This is a genomic window from Pedobacter sp. SYP-B3415, from assembly GCF_004138205.1.
Taxonomy (GTDB): Bacteria; Bacteroidota; Bacteroidia; order Sphingobacteriales; family Sphingobacteriaceae; genus Pedobacter.
In genome coordinates this window covers 306,580-326,552 of the sequence record NZ_RXNQ01000022.1, presented here as the reverse complement: position 1 = coordinate 326,552, position 19,973 = coordinate 306,580, and the positions used below count along the sequence as shown (strand labels likewise).

Annotated in this window: 13 protein-coding genes; 12 read left to right on the top strand and 1 reads right to left on the bottom strand. The window is 46.0% G+C overall.

All coding sequences use genetic code 11. The features are described 5' to 3' along the window. Positions 1-114 precede the first annotated feature (114 nt). Positions 115-1,422 carry a HEPN domain-containing protein gene (locus EJV45_RS10075; RefSeq protein ID WP_129715550.1) on the bottom strand — a complete coding sequence of 436 codons (1,308 nt, stop codon included), beginning with the start codon at positions 1,420-1,422 and terminating at the stop codon, positions 115-117. 442 nt (positions 1,423-1,864) lie between these two features. Here EJV45_RS10075 and dndC point away from each other — a divergent pair, with 442 nt between their 5' ends. From dndC to EJV45_RS10015, 12 genes are all read left to right on the top strand, one after another. After that, positions 1,865-3,184, top strand: coding sequence for a DNA phosphorothioation system sulfurtransferase DndC (dndC, locus tag EJV45_RS10070; protein WP_129715549.1), 1,320 nt, complete (start codon positions 1,865-1,867; stop codon positions 3,182-3,184). Then, complete coding sequence (locus tag EJV45_RS10065; protein ID WP_129715548.1) at positions 3,174-5,321, top strand: AAA family ATPase; 2,148 nt, start codon at positions 3,174-3,176, stop codon at positions 5,319-5,321. Before dndC ends, EJV45_RS10065 begins: the two co-directional genes overlap by 11 nt. Continuing rightward, positions 5,311-5,706, top strand: a complete 396-nt coding sequence (locus EJV45_RS10060) for a DndE family protein (protein ID WP_129715547.1) — start codon at positions 5,311-5,313, stop codon at positions 5,704-5,706. Before EJV45_RS10065 ends, EJV45_RS10060 begins: the two co-directional genes overlap by 11 nt. 109 nt (positions 5,707-5,815) lie before the next feature. Then, positions 5,816-6,073, top strand: a complete 258-nt coding sequence (locus tag EJV45_RS10055; RefSeq protein ID WP_129715546.1) for a helix-turn-helix domain-containing protein — start codon at positions 5,816-5,818, stop codon at positions 6,071-6,073. 3 nt (positions 6,074-6,076) lie between these two features. After that, a complete protein-coding gene (gene dptF, locus EJV45_RS10050) occupies positions 6,077-7,828 on the top strand; it encodes a DNA phosphorothioation-dependent restriction protein DptF (protein ID WP_129715545.1) in 1,752 nt (583 codons plus the stop codon). Continuing rightward, the gene (gene dptG, locus EJV45_RS10045; RefSeq protein WP_129715544.1) at positions 7,825-9,306 is read left to right on the top strand and encodes a DNA phosphorothioation-dependent restriction protein DptG; all 1,482 of its coding nucleotides are present in this window, start codon (positions 7,825-7,827) and stop codon (positions 9,304-9,306) included. The genes dptF and dptG overlap by 4 nt, the downstream gene beginning before the upstream one ends. Continuing rightward, a complete protein-coding gene (locus EJV45_RS10040) occupies positions 9,278-14,467 on the top strand; it encodes a helicase HerA domain-containing protein (protein WP_129715543.1) in 5,190 nt (1,729 codons plus the stop codon). Before dptG ends, EJV45_RS10040 begins: the two co-directional genes overlap by 29 nt. A gap of 24 nt (positions 14,468-14,491) precedes the next feature. Then, the gene (locus tag EJV45_RS10035; RefSeq protein ID WP_129715542.1) at positions 14,492-15,364 is read left to right on the top strand and encodes a GIY-YIG nuclease family protein; all 873 of its coding nucleotides are present in this window, start codon (positions 14,492-14,494) and stop codon (positions 15,362-15,364) included. A 422-nt stretch (positions 15,365-15,786) separates the two neighbouring features. Continuing rightward, positions 15,787-16,347, top strand: coding sequence for a BfmA/BtgA family mobilization protein (locus EJV45_RS10030; RefSeq protein WP_129715541.1), 561 nt, complete (start codon positions 15,787-15,789; stop codon positions 16,345-16,347). 1 nt (position 16,348) lies between these two features. Further along, complete coding sequence (locus EJV45_RS10025) at positions 16,349-17,287, top strand: DUF5712 family protein (RefSeq protein ID WP_129715540.1); 939 nt, start codon at positions 16,349-16,351, stop codon at positions 17,285-17,287. Between the two features lie 16 nt (positions 17,288-17,303). Further along, positions 17,304-19,322: a conjugal transfer protein MobC gene (gene mobC, locus EJV45_RS10020; RefSeq protein WP_129715539.1), complete on the top strand. Its 2,019-nt coding sequence runs from the start codon at positions 17,304-17,306 to the stop codon at positions 19,320-19,322. Positions 19,323-19,496: 174 nt separating this feature from the next. Next, positions 19,497-19,970, top strand: coding sequence for a JAB domain-containing protein (locus EJV45_RS10015; RefSeq protein WP_129715538.1), 474 nt, complete (start codon positions 19,497-19,499; stop codon positions 19,968-19,970). The last annotated feature ends 3 nt before the right edge of the window (positions 19,971-19,973 follow it).

Sequence of the window (19,973 nt, the reverse complement as noted above, 5' to 3'; positions counted from 1 at the left end):
CGGTCTTTACACTGATTTATTTTTGCGATTTGGACGAATTGATAGAGTGAAACGGCGAAGAGTTTTTCACGACCGTCGGTATAGCTATTGATTAAATTTACATCAATCGCTTTGTTAGCTAAGAAGGCTTATTCTATTTTCCAACTGTGAAATTTTACTTTCAAAGTTAGCTTTGATCAGCCAGACTGCTTGTTTGACCAGATGGGAAATGAGTTCAATATCTCGTTCCGCTATCTTATAATTCTCATATCGGCTTGAGATATATGCGTTATTCAAGATTTCAAGAGATGTCTTTGCTGTAGAACTTGAGAACAATTCATGCAATTCTGGGCAGATATCCTTTAAATGGGATACAAGGGAAGGCAGATGATGAGTCTTCTTCTCCTTATAGGTAAAAGCCATAGCTAACGCTCTGCATGACAATTCTAGGCTTTGATGAAGAAGAAACAGATTAACTTGACCGTCAAGCTGGTGGCCTGCTGTAGTGGTTCGTGTAAATAGATCATGTGCCTTGTCATATAACTGGGAAAATATCATCCGGGATCTATCTAGGCTTTCAACCATAGATGTCTTGCGCGGATAGATAGGAAGCGGTGTCGCTGAAGTGAACACTGGATCTGCAATCAACCGGATATACAAATAGAAGGGCGTGCCGAGTTCAACCTGTTTCGAGAAATGAGAATACTTCACTACCAAGATTTGCATTGCAAGTTTATCATCAACCAGCGCCTGAATAGTGTCAGAGACATCGTTGAAAGATCTCGGATTCTCATCTGAATCAATTAATAGGAGTTGGCATCCGCTACTTGTGCCATCATTAGCATATTGATATATGAATAACGGTTTGCAAACCTTTTTTATCAGCTCAATAAGATCAAGCAAGCCGGAAGACTCTTTATTTTCGCTTTCCAGTGATAGAGAATAGAATGTTTCCAACAAGCCATCGAGTAGCTCGTATGCCTCAAGTACAGTTTGATGCCCATAAAGTTCGCTAATGCTGTCTGAATGTAAGGCGTATTCAAACATTTCCAATATTAGCTTGCCCCAATCATTCGGGGAGAGAAATTGGAAAAAATCATCAAAAAAACCTTCTGGCATAGTTTGGTTTGAAGATAGTCGACGTAGTTGGTGTCTGCCATCCAAGTGTAGTAATTGAGCTTCTGCAAAGACTTGCCGCAAAGTCAAGGCTTCCTGAGACACTCGATAGTCGCTTTTTTTTGCTATCGCTAAATGCCAGGCCGCGCTAGTTGTTATAAGCTCATTTAGTTGGTTTTTAAGTGTTATGAGAACATCAAAGCTGTCTGTCCAGATTCTTTCACTGGTGGCGGCTTTGTAAAATGCCCAGAGTTCAGCTTTAATCATCGCGAAGTCCGAAGTATCAAAAAGTTCTTTTGATATAAGGCTGTTAAGTTCGTGTTTCATAACCAGTTTTTATACCGCAAACTACTGCGATGATTATGGTTACACAATAGCAAATTACGCATAAGTGACTAGCTGGTTGAGGGTCACAATGTTGCTCAAGGATCCCCGTACCAGGCGCTTGTCTTAGTAGGTGAACTGAAGTTTAGGGAAGGCCAAGTCGTTAAACCTCAATGGTGTTGATTGACATATTAAGCTGAAAGAAATAAGCGATTGAGTTGTTATCTGGTGGGGCTAGGCCGACTTTAGTTGGTTAATATGAGTAAATTTATTTATCGTTCTTGCGAAATCTTTATATCCTGAGCCCCTGATCATTAAAGAATATTTGCCGGTATGACACAAAATATACCTCGATTTTTCAACATTAAGTTAATTTTGAACCTGTTCGGTGAATGCCGGACAAAAGACTAAATTCGTGAGTACAACTCTTTAATCCCGATCATCTATGGCATTGAATATTAGATATTTAGAATCTGAGATACAGGATCAATACTTGAACGATCATAGCGATCGGCCGTGGATCATTGGATTCAGCGGGGGCAAAGATTCGACCATGTTGCTTCAACTGGTATGGATTGCGCTCAAGAAAATACCTGCTGAACTGCGTACACGGCATATCTACGTCGTGTGTAACGATACTCTGGTCGAAAATCCCAAGATTGCGCAATTCGTCCACCGTACGCTCGACCGCCTTCAGATCGCCTCTGCGCAACAAAGTATGCCGATCACGGTCCACGAAACGACGCCTTCCCTGGAAGAGACCTTTTGGGTCAACCTGCTGGGCAAAGGCTATCCGGCACCCAATAATATGTTCCGCTGGTGCACCGAGCGCCTGAAGATCAATCCGACCACCGAGTTCATCAAATCCAAGATCAGTGAAACAGGAGAGGTCATAATCTTGCTCGGTACCCGATCGGCAGAAAGCTCGAACCGCGCACGCAGCATCAAGCGTTACGAGGTAAAGGGAGAACGCCTGCGCAAACATATCCTACCAAATGCCTACGTATTTGCCCTGATCAAAGATGTCCTGACGGATGAGGTTTGGACCTATCTTTTGCAGGTGGATCCTCCATGGGGCGGCACGAACCGCGACCTAGTAACATTATACCGGAATGCCAACGGGGGCGACTGTCCGCTGGTGATCGATGACACGACACCCTCCTGCGGTAACAGCCGTTTTGGCTGCTGGGTTTGTACGGTGGTCAACAAAGACAAATCTATGGAGGCACTCATTGACAATGGCGAAGAATGGATGGAGCCACTTTCAGAATTCCGGGACATGTTGCAGGAAGAACGGAACAACCGTGACTGGCGCGAGAAGCGCCGCCGCAATAGCGACATTACCGGCGAAGATGTCTGGGGCCCCTATTATCCGGAAAAACGCGCCTATATGCTCAAAGTCCTGCTGGGAGCCCAGCGGGAGATACAGCGCACGGAGCCCGACCTGGTACTGATCAATTATCAGGAGCTCGTGGCGATACAGGTGACCTGGCACCGCGACTCGATCTTCAAATATAGTGTAGCAGAGATCTATAACGAGGTATATGGAACCGAACTGAACAAAACGGATTTCAGCGACAACACCATATTCGAGAAAGAAATCTTGCAGGAGGCTTGTCATGATGATACTGCCTTCGGACTGATCAATGAATTGCTGGAAATTCAAAAATCCAGGTTCATTATGGTGAACAATTACGGATTACAGAGCGACATTGAAAATCACCTGGAATACCATATTAAACACAAGCAACAGGATGTTCATTAACAAAATATCATTAACCAATTTTCGGGTATACTACGGGATTAATGAGCTCGAACTGGCTACCGATATCAATAACAATATCTCGGTGATCGCCGGGAACAATGGCTTTGGTAAAACTTCATTTTTAACTGCCTTGGTTTGGGGCTTGTTTGGTAAGTTAATGACAGCTGTGGATGAACGTTACCGTCAGGATATCATGGAATCAGGTGGCTATAAACGTTATTGCGAAAAACTGATGAACCGGTTGGCCCTGAGTGAATCAGTGGAAAAGATCGCCGCTGTTCAGGAACAAATTGCCGCTACACCGAACTCAGCAGCCAAGCTGGCGCTGAAAAAGCAGTTGACCGGCTTTTCCTCTTTCAGTGTCGGGCTACAACTTTCGGGGCTGATGATCCCTTCTGTTGTCTGTGAGTTTGTAGAGATCAAAAGGACTTATGACATTAAAACCCATCAGGAAAGCGTAGAGATACTGATCGACGGCAAAGCTAATGAGCTGACCAAAGGAGTCGGACCGGAGATCTTCATCAACGATTTTATCCTGCCTAAAGAGATTGCTAAATTTTTCTTTTTCGATGCCGAAAAGATCGTAGCCCTGGCCGACATCAATACCGCAGAGGAAAAGAGATACCTGAGCCAGGCGTATGCTGAGGTGCTGGGAATAAAAAAATACACTGACCTGAAAAGTAATTTACAAAATCTGCGGCTGCGCCTGCGGCAGAAATCAGCGGTAAAAAGTGATCGCGATCTGCTCGAAAAACTTAACAAGCAACTGATCCAGAATAAAAAGCTGGGGCAACATTATCACCAGCAGCTTGAAGAACGTGCAGAGATCATTCACGCTAAAAAAGTGGCTTCAGATAAGTACCAGGAACAACTCATCCGCGAAGGAAGTTCGATCACACTGCAAGAATTAAAAAGGCTGAGAGAACAACAAATACAATATACCAATGACCTGCTTAAAACGAAAAGCCGTTTTAATGAATTGCTGGAACTGGCGCCGTTCGCAATGCTGGCCGGAAAAGTTGCGCAAGTAAAGCAGCAGCTCGAAGCAGAAATGAATAACAGCGTCGCTTCCCGGGCATTGCTCCAGGACAAATTCCTGGCGATCAGTGCAGCCATGGAAAGCTTAAGGCCCCGGCTCGATTTCAGCGGAGATACTGAAGATACGCTTCTCGGGCTCATTAAAGCCGAATTGTTGCCGGATCACCAGCAAGAGGTGAAAACACTGCTGGACTTTACCTTGGACCAGCAAAACCGGTTTTTTGCGATCTACGATAACCTGAAGAACGCCTATAGCAAAACATTCCGCCAGTTGGTCATGGAGCAAAAGCGGCTCCAGGCGTTGTACAGCAATGTACAGCGCAAGCTTTTGGATGCGGAATCAAAAGAGCGGGACCCGGTGATCATGGAGATCCGTCAGTCCAAAGACCGTATCGATGAAGAGATCAGGTCCCTGGAAAATGAGATTGCCGGCATCACTGCCAAGAAACAAACTGCCGAAACAGAAATACAGGTCCTTTCCCGTAAGATCTCAGAATTGAGCAAGAAGGTGGATCTTGAGGATACCGATAAGGAAAAGGATGCTATGGCTGAAAAGCTCATCGAAAAGCTTGATAAATTCATCAACCAGCTTAAGCTCAAAAAAAAGATTAACCTGGAGAAAAGCGTACTCCGGGAGCTCAACCGGCTTATGCATAAAGATGATTTTGTCAGCAAGGTTAATGTGGTCATCTCCGGCGACCTGATCGACATCGAATTATACGACCATCGAAGGCAGTTCATCGATAAGGAGCTGCTTTCTAAGGGAGAGCAACAGTTATATGCGACAGCCTTGTTAAAAGCCCTCGTAGATGAGTCGAATATCCGCTTCCCCGTATTCATAGACAGCCCGCTCCAAAAGTTCGACAAACAGCATTCCCGGAATATTATCCAGGAATTTTATCCCTTCCTTTCTGGGCAGGTGGTTCTGTTCCCGCTGCTGCAAAAGGAACTGAATGAACAGGAATATGAGTGGATGCGCCAGCGTGTGGGCAAAGCTTATCTGATCAGCCAGAATGGGAAATATCATTCGGTGTTCCAAGCCGTTCCAGCCGATCAACTATTTGTTAATTATAATCTCAGCCAGGCATATGTTCAGTAATATCAAAACCTCAAAAGCGAATAAAGACATTGTCAGCAGCCTCACGAATAAACTGAACCTAGGTGCCGAGAACATTATCGCACGCCTGGCTTTAGCCTACTCGATCAACCTGGACCGTAAAATGGAACTGGCCAATATCCAGGATTCGGGCGGCAAGGAATACAGCGCTAAAGTGCTTTTCGGTGACTACACCGACTACTACATTGCATTGGTCTGCGTTCATTACCAGGTTTATAAAACCGATAAAGACATTAGCCGGTATATAAAAATGCATATCGACGACGGGCTGGAACTGCTTAATAAAGAATTCGCGGGGAATATAAGCACAACGGGCTTCGATTTCATAGCCACAAAGATCGATCAGGGGCTGCAGTTTGCTTTATAAGCTTCGGCAAAGTCATGCTGGTCATGAAAAGGTATCGGCCATATGAGCCTTTTTAAAAGTGCCGTTTTAGGCAGGTACTAAAAGCGCGTTCTATTAGCAAGCTTTGCTAATGCCTAAAACTCAGAACGAAAAATTCAGCGCCGAAGAGATCGAACTTTTAGAGCGGCTCGGGAAACGCATCAAGACACTCCGTATTCAGAAAGGTTTTTCCAATTATGAGCATTTCGCTTATGAAAGCGGCATTTCCCGCACGCAATACGGGAAATACGAGACCGGTGATAACTTAAAATTCCTGACACTCATGAAGGTCCTGAAGACCCTGGAAATCCCGGCTTCAGAATTCTTTGCCGAGGGCTTTGACCATTGACCTATGGAGACACATCAACTGATCACCCAACTGGGCAAACTTAAGGAATCTGCCAAGGAAGCCATCGCTAACGCGAACACACCGATCGACGAGGACCTTAAAAACTACCTGCATATCACCCGGCCGGTGGAACAGGTACTGACCGCGGTCATTACTGAGGCGGCGGGCGCCACAGGCTCCGCGCTGATTTTGGTTTGCGGTAACGTTGGTGATGGAAAATCACACCTGCTGGCACGGCTCCGCGGCAATGAAGCGACAGCCAAAGATTTCAGCCGGTTTCATATTCATAACGATGCGACCGAAAGCTATAGCCCTGAAGAGACATGTAACGAAACATTGAGCCGGGTGCTCCGTCCGTTCAGCGATACTTTGCTCGGAACGACAGATGAAAAGATCATCCTGGCCATCAATTTGGGCACCCTGAGTAATTTTCTGGAAGAGCGCAAGGAGGACTTTGGCCGCCTCAAACGCTTCGTAGAACGTCACCGGATCATTGAAGCCGATGGGCTGGAGGAAGCGTCGGACAGTGATGATGGCCTATTCAGGTATGTTAATTTTACCAGCTACCACTTTTATAGTCTTCGTGCCGATGGTCCCCAGACATATCTTATTGAGACCTTACTCAACCGGATCGTTGATGAATCACCCCGAAATCCCATCGCCAAGGCTTACCAATGGGTTTGTGAACAACCATGGGCAGCGCTTTGCCCGGTCAAGACCAATTTCGAACTTTTGCGGAATGAAAATACCCGAAAAGTGATCGCCAGTTTGCTGGTCGCATGCCTGATTAAAGAAAAGCAAATCATTTCCTTTCGCCAGTTGCTCAATTTTGTGCACGATTTACTTGTACCCTATCCACTCAATCAGCCCGACGTCTCAAAATACCTGGCACTGATCCAGCAATTGAGCGAAGAGGACCGGCTGCAATACCTGTTGCCTTATTATTTATTCGAGAACCCGAATCTGTCCAAGATTTTCTATAACCTGCATCAGTTGGACCCTGCTGTCAGGCGGTATGAGGCACTTGACGAACGCGCTGTCATGTTATTCACTGATGCAGACCCGCTGGAATGGCTCAATACCGAGTTTGCCCCATGGCTTGGTCGCTCAATGCAACTGAAACCAAATGAGCGCATCCGCCATGAACTGATCATCAAGTCTTTCCTCAGGCTTCATTATTTCAAATATTCAACGTTGCCTATATATCATGACGACCATTTCCTGGATTATACCCAAGCGCTGTTCGCCTACAACAATAATGATGCAGCAGGCCTGCGTAATATGATTGAACTGGTTAAGAAAGCGGCCTACAGTTGGAACGGCGGGACATCGGAAAAAAATAAAGCGATCGTGCCTGGAACAGTCAGAAATACTTCCTACCGTGTATTTAAACAACTCGGTTTGCGGGCCGTCCTCCCACGCCGCGAGGATAAAAAAGACCGGCCGGTAGTCAATGAATTCAACCAAGAGATCACCTTGAAATTCGGAATACCGCCGGATCACAGCTTTCTGATCACCATAGATTATTCGCTCTACGTACTGCTGCAGAACGTAAATGCCGGGTATCGGCCGAATAAAATCGACCGGCATACCTATATTAACTTCGCACGCTTTGTGGAACAGGTCACCTTCGCCGATATACAAGGCCAAACCCTATACATTGACGAGGTCAACTTTGGCTTCCCACTTGACTATAAGTTTGAATTTAATGAAGAATACCAGGAGTTCACCTTTTCAAAATTACACCGCGCATGAGCTTCGACGTAGAGACCGCCCTTAAATATTATGTGAGCCGATCCAAAAAGGGGTACGAGTTTAAGCATAACAAAGCCACCCGGTTACCCCTGGTTCCTTTTATTACCAAACTGGAAGCAAAGGACATCGAAAAACTTGATTTCAGGTCTTTTGAAGGCTACATGGGACACTGTTACCGTCAAATGGTCCAAAAGGACCTGCCTCCTGACCTGGAAGATGCGCACTTCAAAACCGGGCTGAAAGCAGCGGTACTCCGTTATTTGCGGGAAGAGGTGAAAACCAGCGCAGACCTGCGGGATAAATTCATTCATATCGCCGAGTCGCTGTTTTTTAACGGCCAGGAGCTGATCAAATTCAGTGTCGAATCTCAAGCCTACCTGTATTGGAAGCGTAAAGACTCGGGGTTAGAAAACATTGCGGACTTTATCTGCAAGATATTTGTCAATGAACATATCGCCCGGCTTTGGCAGGATAAGCAGGGCATACCAGAGAATATTTTCCAGCAGCTGCTCAACCAGTCGCTGCCGCGCCTAAAGGATAAAGCGCCACGCGAACGAAAAGCTGACGACCCCAAAGACCCCGACTACCATGTCATCAACCCGCGCGTGGTAGAGCTGTTCCGGAAAGACTTCGAGTTTCTGAATAAAGACAAGCAGGGCTTTCTTGCGCAAAGTGACCTGCTGTTCAAATATTACTACTTTTTCTATGTCACGCAGCTGGCTTTCACGGTCAATATGTTCTTTAATGCTGGAGGAGACATTGCACCTTTGTTTTTTACCATCGAAAGTGAGACAGTGTCTGAGAACCGCAAAACGATCAGGCATGGCTGGAAAATGCTGGAACCCAAGCTGGTCAACCTGATGTCTCACTCCGTGAACTTGGATATGCTGAACCGCTTGCCACTACCCGTTCAGACCGGTGGTTATGATTACCTTGACCTGAAAAAGCTCTTTGAAGGCCAGTTGCCCGAGGAAGCAGCAGCGCTGGTCGACGATATTGGCACCCTTAATTCCTTTTACTCAGCCGTCGTGCCGGTGGAGAAAGCAAGCTGGGATGATTTTGATGCGTACTTTGAACGCAAAACGGGTAACCGGCAATTTGGCAATGAACAGGAACGAAGAGTATTCGAGCTGTTCCACCGTATAGAGTTTCAATTTGACTATTCCAGCAGGAAGTCGAAGCGGCAATCTTTCGCCAATTGGTTCATCTTTTTCTGCAAGGAAAATTTTCTGAAGAACCGCGGCCGGAACGGCTACTCACTGAACCTCTCCCATGAAATGCTCATCTTCCTCACCAAGATCTGTATCGGTGACCGGCCGAAGATCCGGCTCAATGACCTGATGCAGGCTTTCCGGGAACGGGGGCTGCAGTTCGATGAAGCAAGCAAGCGCGTGATACTTGAAATTTATGAAAAGATCAACCTGATAGAGAAAAAAAGCGATAGTGGCGATGCACAATACATTAGACAAGTTCTTTAATTATCTGGCGGAGGTCTTGTTCCGCTATTTTACGGCGATCAATCCGATCCAGCCCGGCGACCGCTATTATATCCATTTTGAGAATGAAGAAGACGTTACGCAATGCTTTGCTCAGTTGGATGGTTATCATCCGGAACAGGTTGAAGATTTCGCTTACCGCTTCGATGACGGGACAGGGCTGTTCAGCACTAAAGTGGTGCGTTTTGGTCATATCCGGCTGATCCTCGCCTCTCATAAAGATGCAACGGAGAATTACCTGACGCTACTACGTAACCAGGTCGCCGCGCAGGAAGGTGTTTTTAAGGATACAGCTATCCTCATCTTATTCAACGGACAGCTTGACAGCTTGATCGGCGGAAGTGGAGACCTCACGAAATCGGGTATGCCGTTGAGTTTTGATAGTTTTTACGCAGATATCCTGACTAAGATTACCGATAACTTCGCCGGGCAGACCGATAAGCGGACCATCCTGGAATTAGCGCTGAAGACCAAGATCGGCGAATTCCCGGCAGGTGATCTCAGTATATTTGACTTCAATCACATCATCGCCGTGGTCCAGGGCCGGCGGTTCGAACGCGACGATTTTCAATTGCTCGGCCTTTTCCCACACCGGGAACTGGAGACCATCATGGACGTCAACCGCGTTACGGACAAACTGGAACAGAACCACGGCGTATTCGAGACCATAGAATATGCAGTCAATTACGGCAACGTCCAGAATGACCTTGACAAATTATTAACGCCGGGCGGGATACAGGCCATCGAAGCAGGACTAACTGATGGGGCCTGGAAACTAATCGATTACGCGGACCTGGCCAGGATGATCATCAAGCCCGACAAGGAGAAACCGGTCGAATATAAGGGGGCAGAAATGGACCTCCTTAGCGCTAATCTGGAGGTCTGGGAACGCAAGGACACGAACAACCGCCGGCTTTTCCATGTGATAATTTTTAATAAGGACGCCGTTTATCCGTTTACCCAACAGTTCGCTTTCAATGCCACGTTGAGGGGGCAGCTCAACTCGACTAAGCTCGGTGCAGCCGGAACGAAGGTGGAGCGGATCGGGAAACAAATTCAGCTGACGGTCCAGGCCCCCGCCAGTAATGACGACACGTTATATTTTGAATATGTCGACCAAAAGGTCAGCAGCGCAAAATTCCGTTTTCGCGTTTGGGTGATAGACAGCGCCTCGGCATTCCTCAGCGATTTTCGTGCTAATTACAGCATTAGTACCGATGGGCAACTCCTTCTCGACGTGGAGGAACTGGTCAGGATCAACCCCGGTGCCCCGGAAATCGATGAATATGAATTGCTTCCGGAAGCAGAGTACACACTGGAGCATGACCGCGGCCTGTTATTGCATATCCGCGACGAGGACGAGGAAATCTTTCCGTTTACCCTGATCAAGGACAGGAAACCCTTGCATATTTCAGTCAAGCAGCAGATAGGCACCTCCAGGACTATCAAAGGATGGGATATCTGGCAGAACAAGCGTGTCGGAAAAAAAAGTTTTGAGCACATTTATAATTCCGAGACGGACGCACTCCGGCTGCTCTTCGGAAATGAGGAATATGGTGTTAAACAGGAATACCGGCAGAATCTGCTGTTGGAAATCCAGATGATGGCTCTACCCGCCACCGCCTGGTTCCAGCAGGAATCAGGTGAACTGACAGTTCGCCCCCTACGCGTCGCTTCAGCACTGACGGAAGCATACCATCGGTATACAGATCATATTGGAACATATGGCAACCTCCCCAGCTTGTATTACCACGATGCAGAGGCGAAGGCTATAGCCGGCGAGTATGTGGCTGCCTTCCTTCACGAGATCAGCAACATCGGGAACAATGAGTTATTGAGTGAGGATAGCCAGGCTGACCTGTTGCTTTTAGGTACGATTACCGAGGCAAATAAAGACCAGATCATCAAAATAACACCCTTGCATCCGTTGATGGTCGCCTATCAGCTGGAAATCTATCACCAGCTAAAAGAAAACAGCCTGTACGAGGCGATGTTGAAAAAGCTGACGCCGCTTAATCTTTTGCCCTATATGTTCTGGAGTGGCGGCCAGGCGGGGCAGGGACGGCAGCTCTATGCCAGTAAAGAAAATAGTCACTCGCCTGAATGGTTGTATTATAGCCATGATCTTCATTTCAAACGCTTCTCAGGTCGGGAATTCATCCGCGGTCTGGTCAGCGAAAAATTGCACGATTTTATAACGAACTTTTCTTTCCTTTTTGCCTATGACCTGCGAGCGCCGATTAAGATCAATGTCTACAATATGGGGGATTGTCTCCAAGTCATGCAGGGTATCTTTGACTACTATAAAGAGCGCGTACTTCAAGGAACCGCGATGCACGATCTTCGACCGATCGATCTTTACCTGCACGGGTCGGACCATTATGTGACGACTTTTGAGCGGATGTCTCATCTGATCGAACAGGAAGATATTGAGCGTTCTTTCGACCTGCTTAACAATAGTAAAAGGGTCGATTTTGAAGATCTCATCAATGCTTTCCGCAGTAAGGTTAAATATTTTGCGATCGAGTCGGGACAGGGGACGCAATATGCGCACCTCACTTTCTATCAGTTTAACAACCAATACACGAGCGTCACTTATCGTGACCATGCGCGGATCCCCTCAGGCTTGTCGATGAACGGGCTTCTGTCCGATCTTCCTTCGTATTATCATGACCGCACTTATGTCACCGGTTTCGGGACGGAACACACACCAAAAGAAAATGAATTGATCCGGGTTGCCAAAGGCTATAACAGCCTGGCCAAAGTGACCTTCTCCAAAGATCCCTTTGAAGCGGAAAAGGTCATTTGTACAACCATTAACAGTGAGATTAAGTCAAGCCTCAATAAACTTTACGACCATTCGCAATGGGTGGTTTTCGTCGATCCGCACTTTGACCTGAGCTTCTTTAGAGAGGATAATGATTTGATCATCATCCATTACAGTGATCAATACAGTAACGCCAGCGGCTTTGATGCGATCACGGTTAGCCGCAAGTCAGTGCAATACCGACATCTTTTAGAAACCATATTGAATGGCAAAGGGGTCTCCTATAGTCCCCCGGACATTCTGCGGCTGATCAATCTTTACAATGCCATCAATGGGCAGTGGCTCATCAAAATGATCGGCAAAAAGGATGAACGGACCCGCAAAGAAAAAATAAGTATCCCTGCCGCGGCCAAATTGTTCCTGGCTTATTACGATCATCCCGAAGTGACCTGGGTTCCCGTTTCTTTGGAGGAGATCCTGCGTATTTCGGGAGGTGCTGGATTAAGCCGATCGGAAGGGCTTTTCTCGACTTCTAACTTGGGCGCGAAAAACGAACACTCGGACGATCTGTTGATGATTGGGCTTTTTGAGCGGGCCGGCCGCCTACAGCTCCAGCTCTATCCTGTTGAAGTAAAGATCGGGCTCAATAAGTCGGATGTGCTCGATAAGGCGCGAAAGCAGGCTAAAAAGACGTTTGACCTGGTATGGAGCCATCTGACCTCGACAGACCGGCCATTCGAGGCGGCGTTTTATCGAGGCTTCTTCGCTAAGCTAGCGATCATGAATGCGAGCAAAATGGCGCTTTATGAAGTTTGGCCGGAAAAGAACTGGTCTGTCGTGACCACGGATTACCGGAGCCGGCTGCTGAACGACGATTTCGTGATCACCCGTTCACTGAGTCCGGTCATCAAGCACTATGGCATGGTAGCATTTTCGCAATCGCCGATAATCCGCTCTTATAAGTTGGAAGAGGATGGCATACTGATCACCCATTTTGAAGAAGACGCTTATCAATACCTGGTCCAGGATGTTCCTAAAATAAAAGATTGGCTGCTCCATATGCCCAATTCGATAAAGACCGAGGAACTACTGGTCAAAAAGGCCCCCGAACTGGAAGATCTGCCGACCGAGACTGAACCGTTTCCATCACCATCCGCGCCAGAACCCGAGCCGGTACCGATTATCGAAACCCTGGCTGCAGAAACAGACCCGGAACCTGAAGCCCCTGTCGCTGAAAGTCAGCCTGCCCGGATCTATTTCGGTGATGACATCAATAACGGTCAGCACGTATATTGGTTCCCGACCGATACTACACAGGTCATGCATAGCAATACCGGTATCATCGGCACGATGGGAACCGGTAAGACCCAGTTCACTAAATCGCTCGTTACACAGCTACATCAGGAAAGCCGACATAATGTTGATGGCAGGCCGATCGGCATCCTGATCTTTGATTACAAAGGAGATTACATCAACGAGGAGTTTGTAAAGGCGACGGGTGCCAAAGTTTATACGTTATACGATCTGCCTTACAACCCCCTCTCGGTGGATGTAACGCCACGTTCTGTTCCGTTACTGCCGCTGCATATCGCCTCGACCCTCCAGGAAACCATTGCCTTGGCTTTCAATCTCGGCAATAAGCAAAAGGCGTTGCTCAAGGAAATGATCATGCTGGCTTACGAGGACAAAGGTATTTTCAAGCATCTCCGGGAAAGTTGGACCAAAACGGCACCGACGATCGCTGATGTCTACGAAAAATACATGGAAGATGAACGGATGACCACTGATAGCCTGCATGCTGCGCTTAATCAGCTGTATGAATACCAAATATTCCAGCCCGACGGTAGTAAGACCAAGTCGCTCTACGAACTGATTGACGGGGTAACAGTGATCAACCTTTCCGGCTATAGCGCGGACCTACAAAACCTGGTGGTGGCGATCACCCTTGACGCTTTTTATTCCCAAATGCAAAAAAACGGCCACAGCAAGATTGACCGCAATTATCGTCAACTCACAAAGATGATCCTGGTCGACGAAGCGGATAATTTTCTAAGTAAGAATTTTATGTCTATCCGAAAAATCTTGAAGGAAGGACGCGAATTCGGCGTGGGCACCTTCTTGTCTACACAGTTCCTGAACCATTTCTCTACCGGGGATAACGAATACGCACAATATATCCTTACCTGGATCGTGCATCGCGTAAATGATATCAAGATCAAGGATGTCGAGGCTTTATTTCCGGTCTTTGAAAAGGAGCAAAAGGAACAGCTGGCGCAACTGATCAAAAAGCTGGAAAAGCATCACAGCGCAGTGAACCTGGCCGGCTCCAAACCGATCTTAATAGAGGATTATCCGTTTTGGAAATTGATTCAATAAGGAAACTTGCTTTATAAGAAATAGATGTCCAAAAAACTGACAATTTTCATGCTCGAAGACTCGGAGTTTGGTCCTAGAACTGCAGAGATCGGCAATTGGGTTGGGAAGGCCATTTACACATCGCGGGCATCGTTAAATGAGATTACCCACAGATCGGAATTTAATAATCCTGGCATTTATTTCCTAAAATCGGCACCGAAAAGCGATGCATTTTCGGAACGGATTTATATCGGTGAAGCAGAGCAAATAGGGGTAAGGATTCGTCAGCATCTTGCTGAGAAAAAAAGGGATTTTGAGGAGTTGATCTTCTTCATCAGCAAAGATGAGCTGCTGACTAAGACACAAATCAAATACCTCGAATCCAGGCTGATTGACCTGGCACATGCTGCTAAGTCTGCCGAAATTGAAAATAACAATCGACCTAAAATCCCCACTTTACATGAAGCCGACATTTCTGACATGGAATATTTTTTGAATAATGTAAAGCTCATTTTACCACTAATGAATTTCCGGTTTTTGATTCCGATGACCGTCAGATCAACGGCTGCAGCAAATCAGGTACCGATCGGTAATAAAATATTTCATATTAAATCCAATCACTATTCTGCTCAGATGTATGAAAGCAAAGAAGGATTTATTGTGACGAAGGGCTCTCAAGCGAAATTTGAGATGGCGCAAAGGGTTAACGAAACTTATAAGATATTAAAGCGTAAACTCATCGAGACAGGAATACTTGTCCTTGACGGGACTGATTACCGATTTGTCGAGGATACGATCTTTTCAAGTCCAAGCGCTGCAGCCAATATCGTATTGGGCCGTCAGACGCCCGGGCCGCTGAACTGGCTGGACGCAGATAAAAAGAGTTTTAAGCAGCTCACAGATGAGGGACTTATTTAATGGCTCATTACAGTTTTAAATACACAAAACGGTGCAATAAGATGTTGGTTACTCGTCCGGAAGCCACAAGAAATCGTAGTTTCTGAGAATTCATAAGGGAGCAAGCGGAAGTTGGGCAGTCGCCCTACTTTGTCGCTTGGCACTATCGCTATAGCGGTTGTGGGAATTCTCCGGGAATTCCTAAGCTACCCGCAGGTAATCAGAACACAGATTGCGGAAGCCAAGTAGGAAGTCGCTTACCATATTTAAAAATTTTAAATGCCTTAGTCAAAGTTGGAAAGGAATAGTGATTTGAATGTCTATAGATGCATTGGCGCTTGACTAGTCTGTGATGAAGTGTCAGAGGACAACGTACTCGACGTTTTTCAGAGCTCTGAAAACATGCGGTAAGCTCTTACTAATATTGAGTTTCTATAATACATATGGATCAATCCGTTTCTCAATTCACCAATTCAGTAAAGTTTGATGGTGAAACCGATCGAAAGTTCTCTGCACTTGTGCAACGATTTGGTCGAAGCAAGCGAGAACTATTAGGTCAGGTGATTGACTATTTTTACCGAACCAAAAAAGACCCTGCTGATATCAGTGATGAGGCTCTAAAAACAAGTATCATCAGAAATCATAAAGAGTATGTCGGATTTATCAAGACCCAGGAGGGTGCTTTGCTGATTCCGATCAAGCAGGATGTTGCGGACATCTCAAAGCATGTCGGAGCTTTGATTGATCTGATAGAGGGGCAGTTGGCTAAACAAACCCAGGCTTTGCTTTCTGCCCAGCGTGCCCAGGCTGTCCGCGTCGATCAAATTTTAGCGCATAGTGAACTTATGGTTGCTGATACACATAAGACCGATCGGCTAAAGGAGCGATTTAAATACATCCTTCGCGCTTATATCGCTGCCAGAGATTCATTTTCACTAATGACGCCAGCAAAAGAAAAAGATGAATTAGCGAAGTTGACATTTAATCAAATAGAGCTGCTTTAGTATGTTTATTAATATCAGTGACTCTTCAACGTCAGATAATAAGGGTAGTTGCGGGCCTCTGGTAGCTTATTTGGAGAAAGAGAACCGGGCTGCCGGAGCTGAAAAGAGAGAATACTGGTTCAATGAAACGGAGCGTTCGATTGAGCCGTATGTAGTCTGTAAGGCGATAGATAACAATATTGCGAAACTGAGTTCTATTGACGCTAAATTTTTTTTGATCAATATCAGTCCAAGCCAGAAGGAGATCGATCATATCCGCGGATTGGTAGGCATAGAAAAACAAGTTGAAGCCTTGAAGAGATATGCCGTTGCAGTGATGGATGAATACGCCAGGAATTTTAAAAGGCCGGGGGTCGGCAGTGCAACCGATTTGCTTTGGTTCGGTAAAATGGAACGAAACAGGTATTACAGTTTCAAAGATCACGAAGTAAAGCAGGGCTCGAAGAAGCGTGGTGACCTGAAAAGGGGAGACCAGATGCACATTCAAATTATTGTCAGCAGGAAAGATATTACCAATAAAATAAAGCTCAGCCCAATGAATACTTCGAGAGGCAAAAATGCGACGCATTCAGCGAAACTCGGGCAATTCAATAGGATGGCATTTAAGCATTCTGGCGAAACGCTATTTGACGAGATGTTTGGTTTCAACAGGGGACTATCTGATTCCTTAGCTTATGCGAATGTGAAAGCGAACGGTGAGCTTGAACATAAATCTCAACTTCAGGTTCTGCAGCGAGGGCAGCATCGGATTGTGCAGGCGCAAGTCCTGCAGCTCGGACGAGAGATTAGTGATGCTGTTGGCGGGACGCCAGCTAAGATGCCGTTTGAACAGACGCTGGATATGTTATTGAAAGCTGACTATTCAGATCAGCATGCTGCGCCAACGGTATCACGCAAGAAACGCAGGCGCAAAGGACGGTCATTTGGAAGAGGCCTTTAACTGAAAAATTTTTTATATGAATACGGGAGAGGATACGACTGGACTTCGGAAAATTGCGGACCTGGCAAGAATGATTAGTTTTGCCATATTGCTCATTCATCTATGGCTTATCAACTTTCACTGGATCGTAGCTGAATGGGGCGCATCCGACTTCTTAATGCGCATTACAAGAAATTTGTCGCAATTAAGGGTGTTTAGCAATCAACTTCTATCGAAGTGCTTTATGCTTGTCTTTCTTATGGCGTCGCTGCTCGCTGTATCTGCTCGGAAGGATGAGAGCCTTCGGGGGCGCGATGTTGCCTGGCTGATGGGTTATGGGCTGGCCTTGTTTTTTGGTTCGGCAGCATTGATTTGGCTAGTGCACGAGGCATACTGGTGGGGATTGGTTTATTCCATTGTCATGGTAAGCGGTTATCTGATGATCATCAGGGCAGGGGTTAAAGCGTTCCGATTGATGAAGCTGGCGATGCAAAAAGATATTTTTAACCGTGAGAACGAAACGTTTCCACAGGAGGAACGATACTTGTCAAATTCGTACTCGGTGAATTTACCAACTCGATATCAGTTAAAGCAGCAGTGGCGAGACAGCTGGATCAATATTATTAATCCGTTTAGGGGAATTCTGGTTGCAGGTACTCCCGGGGCCGGGAAATCGTATTTTGTTGTTAGGCATATCATTGATCAGCACCTGGCTAAGGGCTTTTCGATGTTTATCTATGACTTTAAGTTTGATGACCTAACTAAAATCGCCTACAACAAGCTCTTAAAGTATGCCGATCGGCATAAGATCGTTCCAAGGTTTTTCGTAATCAATTTCGATGACCTCTCCAGGACGCACCGCTGTAATCCGCTGGATCCAGCATCGATGGATGACGTAACCGATGCGACCGAAGCCTCCCGAACCATTATGATGGGACTCAACAGAGATTGGATTAAAAAGCAGGGTGACTTTTTTGTGGAGAGTCCAATTAACTTTTTAACGGCCATTATCTGGTTTCTACGAAGATATGAAAATGGAAAATACTGCTCATTGCCGCATGTTATCGAATTGATGCAGGCCGATTATCAGGAGCTTTTTGATTTGCTGGAAACTCAGGAAGAGATCAAAGTGCTCATTAATCCGTTTATTTCCGCCTATCGAAATAAAGCCATGGAGCAGCTCGAGGGCCAGATTGCCTCAGCGAAGATTGGTCTGGCGAGGCTTTCTTCCCCGCAGCTATATTATGTGCTGAGTGGAGATGACTTTACTTTAGATATTAATAACCCAGAAGAGCCAAAGGTTGTTTGCGTAGGAAATAATCCGCAAAAACTTCAGGTATATGGTGCGGTTTTATCGCTATACATTTCAAGAATGATTAAGCTGGTCAATAGGAAAGGCCAATTGCAAAGCAGCTTGGTCTTTGATGAATTTCCTACCATTTTCTTCAACAATATGGACAGCTTGATTGCTACAGCAAGAAGTAACCGCGTTGCAACAACCCTCGCTGTACAGGACCTAAGCCAGCTGCGTAAAGATTATGGCAAAGAACAGGCAGACGTGATTGCCGGTATCGTTGGTAACCTGATCAGTGGCCAGGTGACAGGTGATACAGCTAAAAGTTTTTCTGAAAGCTTCGGCAAGATCATGCAGGATCGAACCAGCACCAGTACCAACAGTTCAGATATTTCAGTTTCTAAGTCCCTGCAACTTGAATACGCCGTGCCGGCTGCAAAAATTGCCGGCTTGTCCTCTGGAGAATTTGTAGGAATGGTTGCCGATAACCCGGAAGAGAAAATAGCACTGAAGTTGTTTCATTGCCAGATAAAAAATGATCATCAAAAGATTAAAGCGGAGGAAGCCTCTTATATGCCCCTGCCAGTAGTGAAGATGGTGAGCGAAGAAGATGTACAGGAAAACTACCTTCTAATTAAGCAACAAGTCAGGGACATCCTGGATCAAAATAAAAAAGAGAAATCAAATCAGGACTTGGCAAAGTCGCAGTCTAAAACGCAAAACAAACGCGTCAAATCTGCATCTTCAGGAAATAAGCGATAGGAGAAATAAATCGTTGCGAAATTACTCAATCCGCTTTCCTGCGGAAGCAAGCCAAGGTAGTATCAAAAAAATGGGTATCCCTCCGGGGCCCTCCGCATTTTTTTGATCTCCACCTTGCCGCAGGAAGCGGATTGAGCGGTTGGTGCAAAATTTATTTCACCAATCCTTATTATCATGAGTTATTCTTTTAAAACTTCCGCATTCACTATTTCAGAAATCCAAGTGTCGTACACCCCAACGATGAATCGAATGGAGCAATCATCCATTTGTGGATCACGACAGGCTTATCAACTTGCAAAGGGGATATGGAGCAAAGACAAAATTGCCTTGCAAGAAGAGTTTAAAGTATTGCTGCTAAACCGGGCTAACGATGTGTTAGGAATCTATCACGTAGCTTCGGACGGCGTTGCAAGTGTCCTGGCTGACGCAAAGCTTGTATTTGGATGTGCCCTGAAGGCTTGTGCAAGTGCAATGATTTTGTTTCACAACCACCCGTCCGGCAGGGTATTGCCAAGCGCGGAAGACCAAGCGTTAACAAGCAGGTTTGTGCAGATCGGACAGCTGCTCGAGATCACAGTACTCGATCATATTATTCTATGTCATGAAGAAGTGTACTATTCTTTCGCGGACGAGGGGAGGATGGGTTAATCT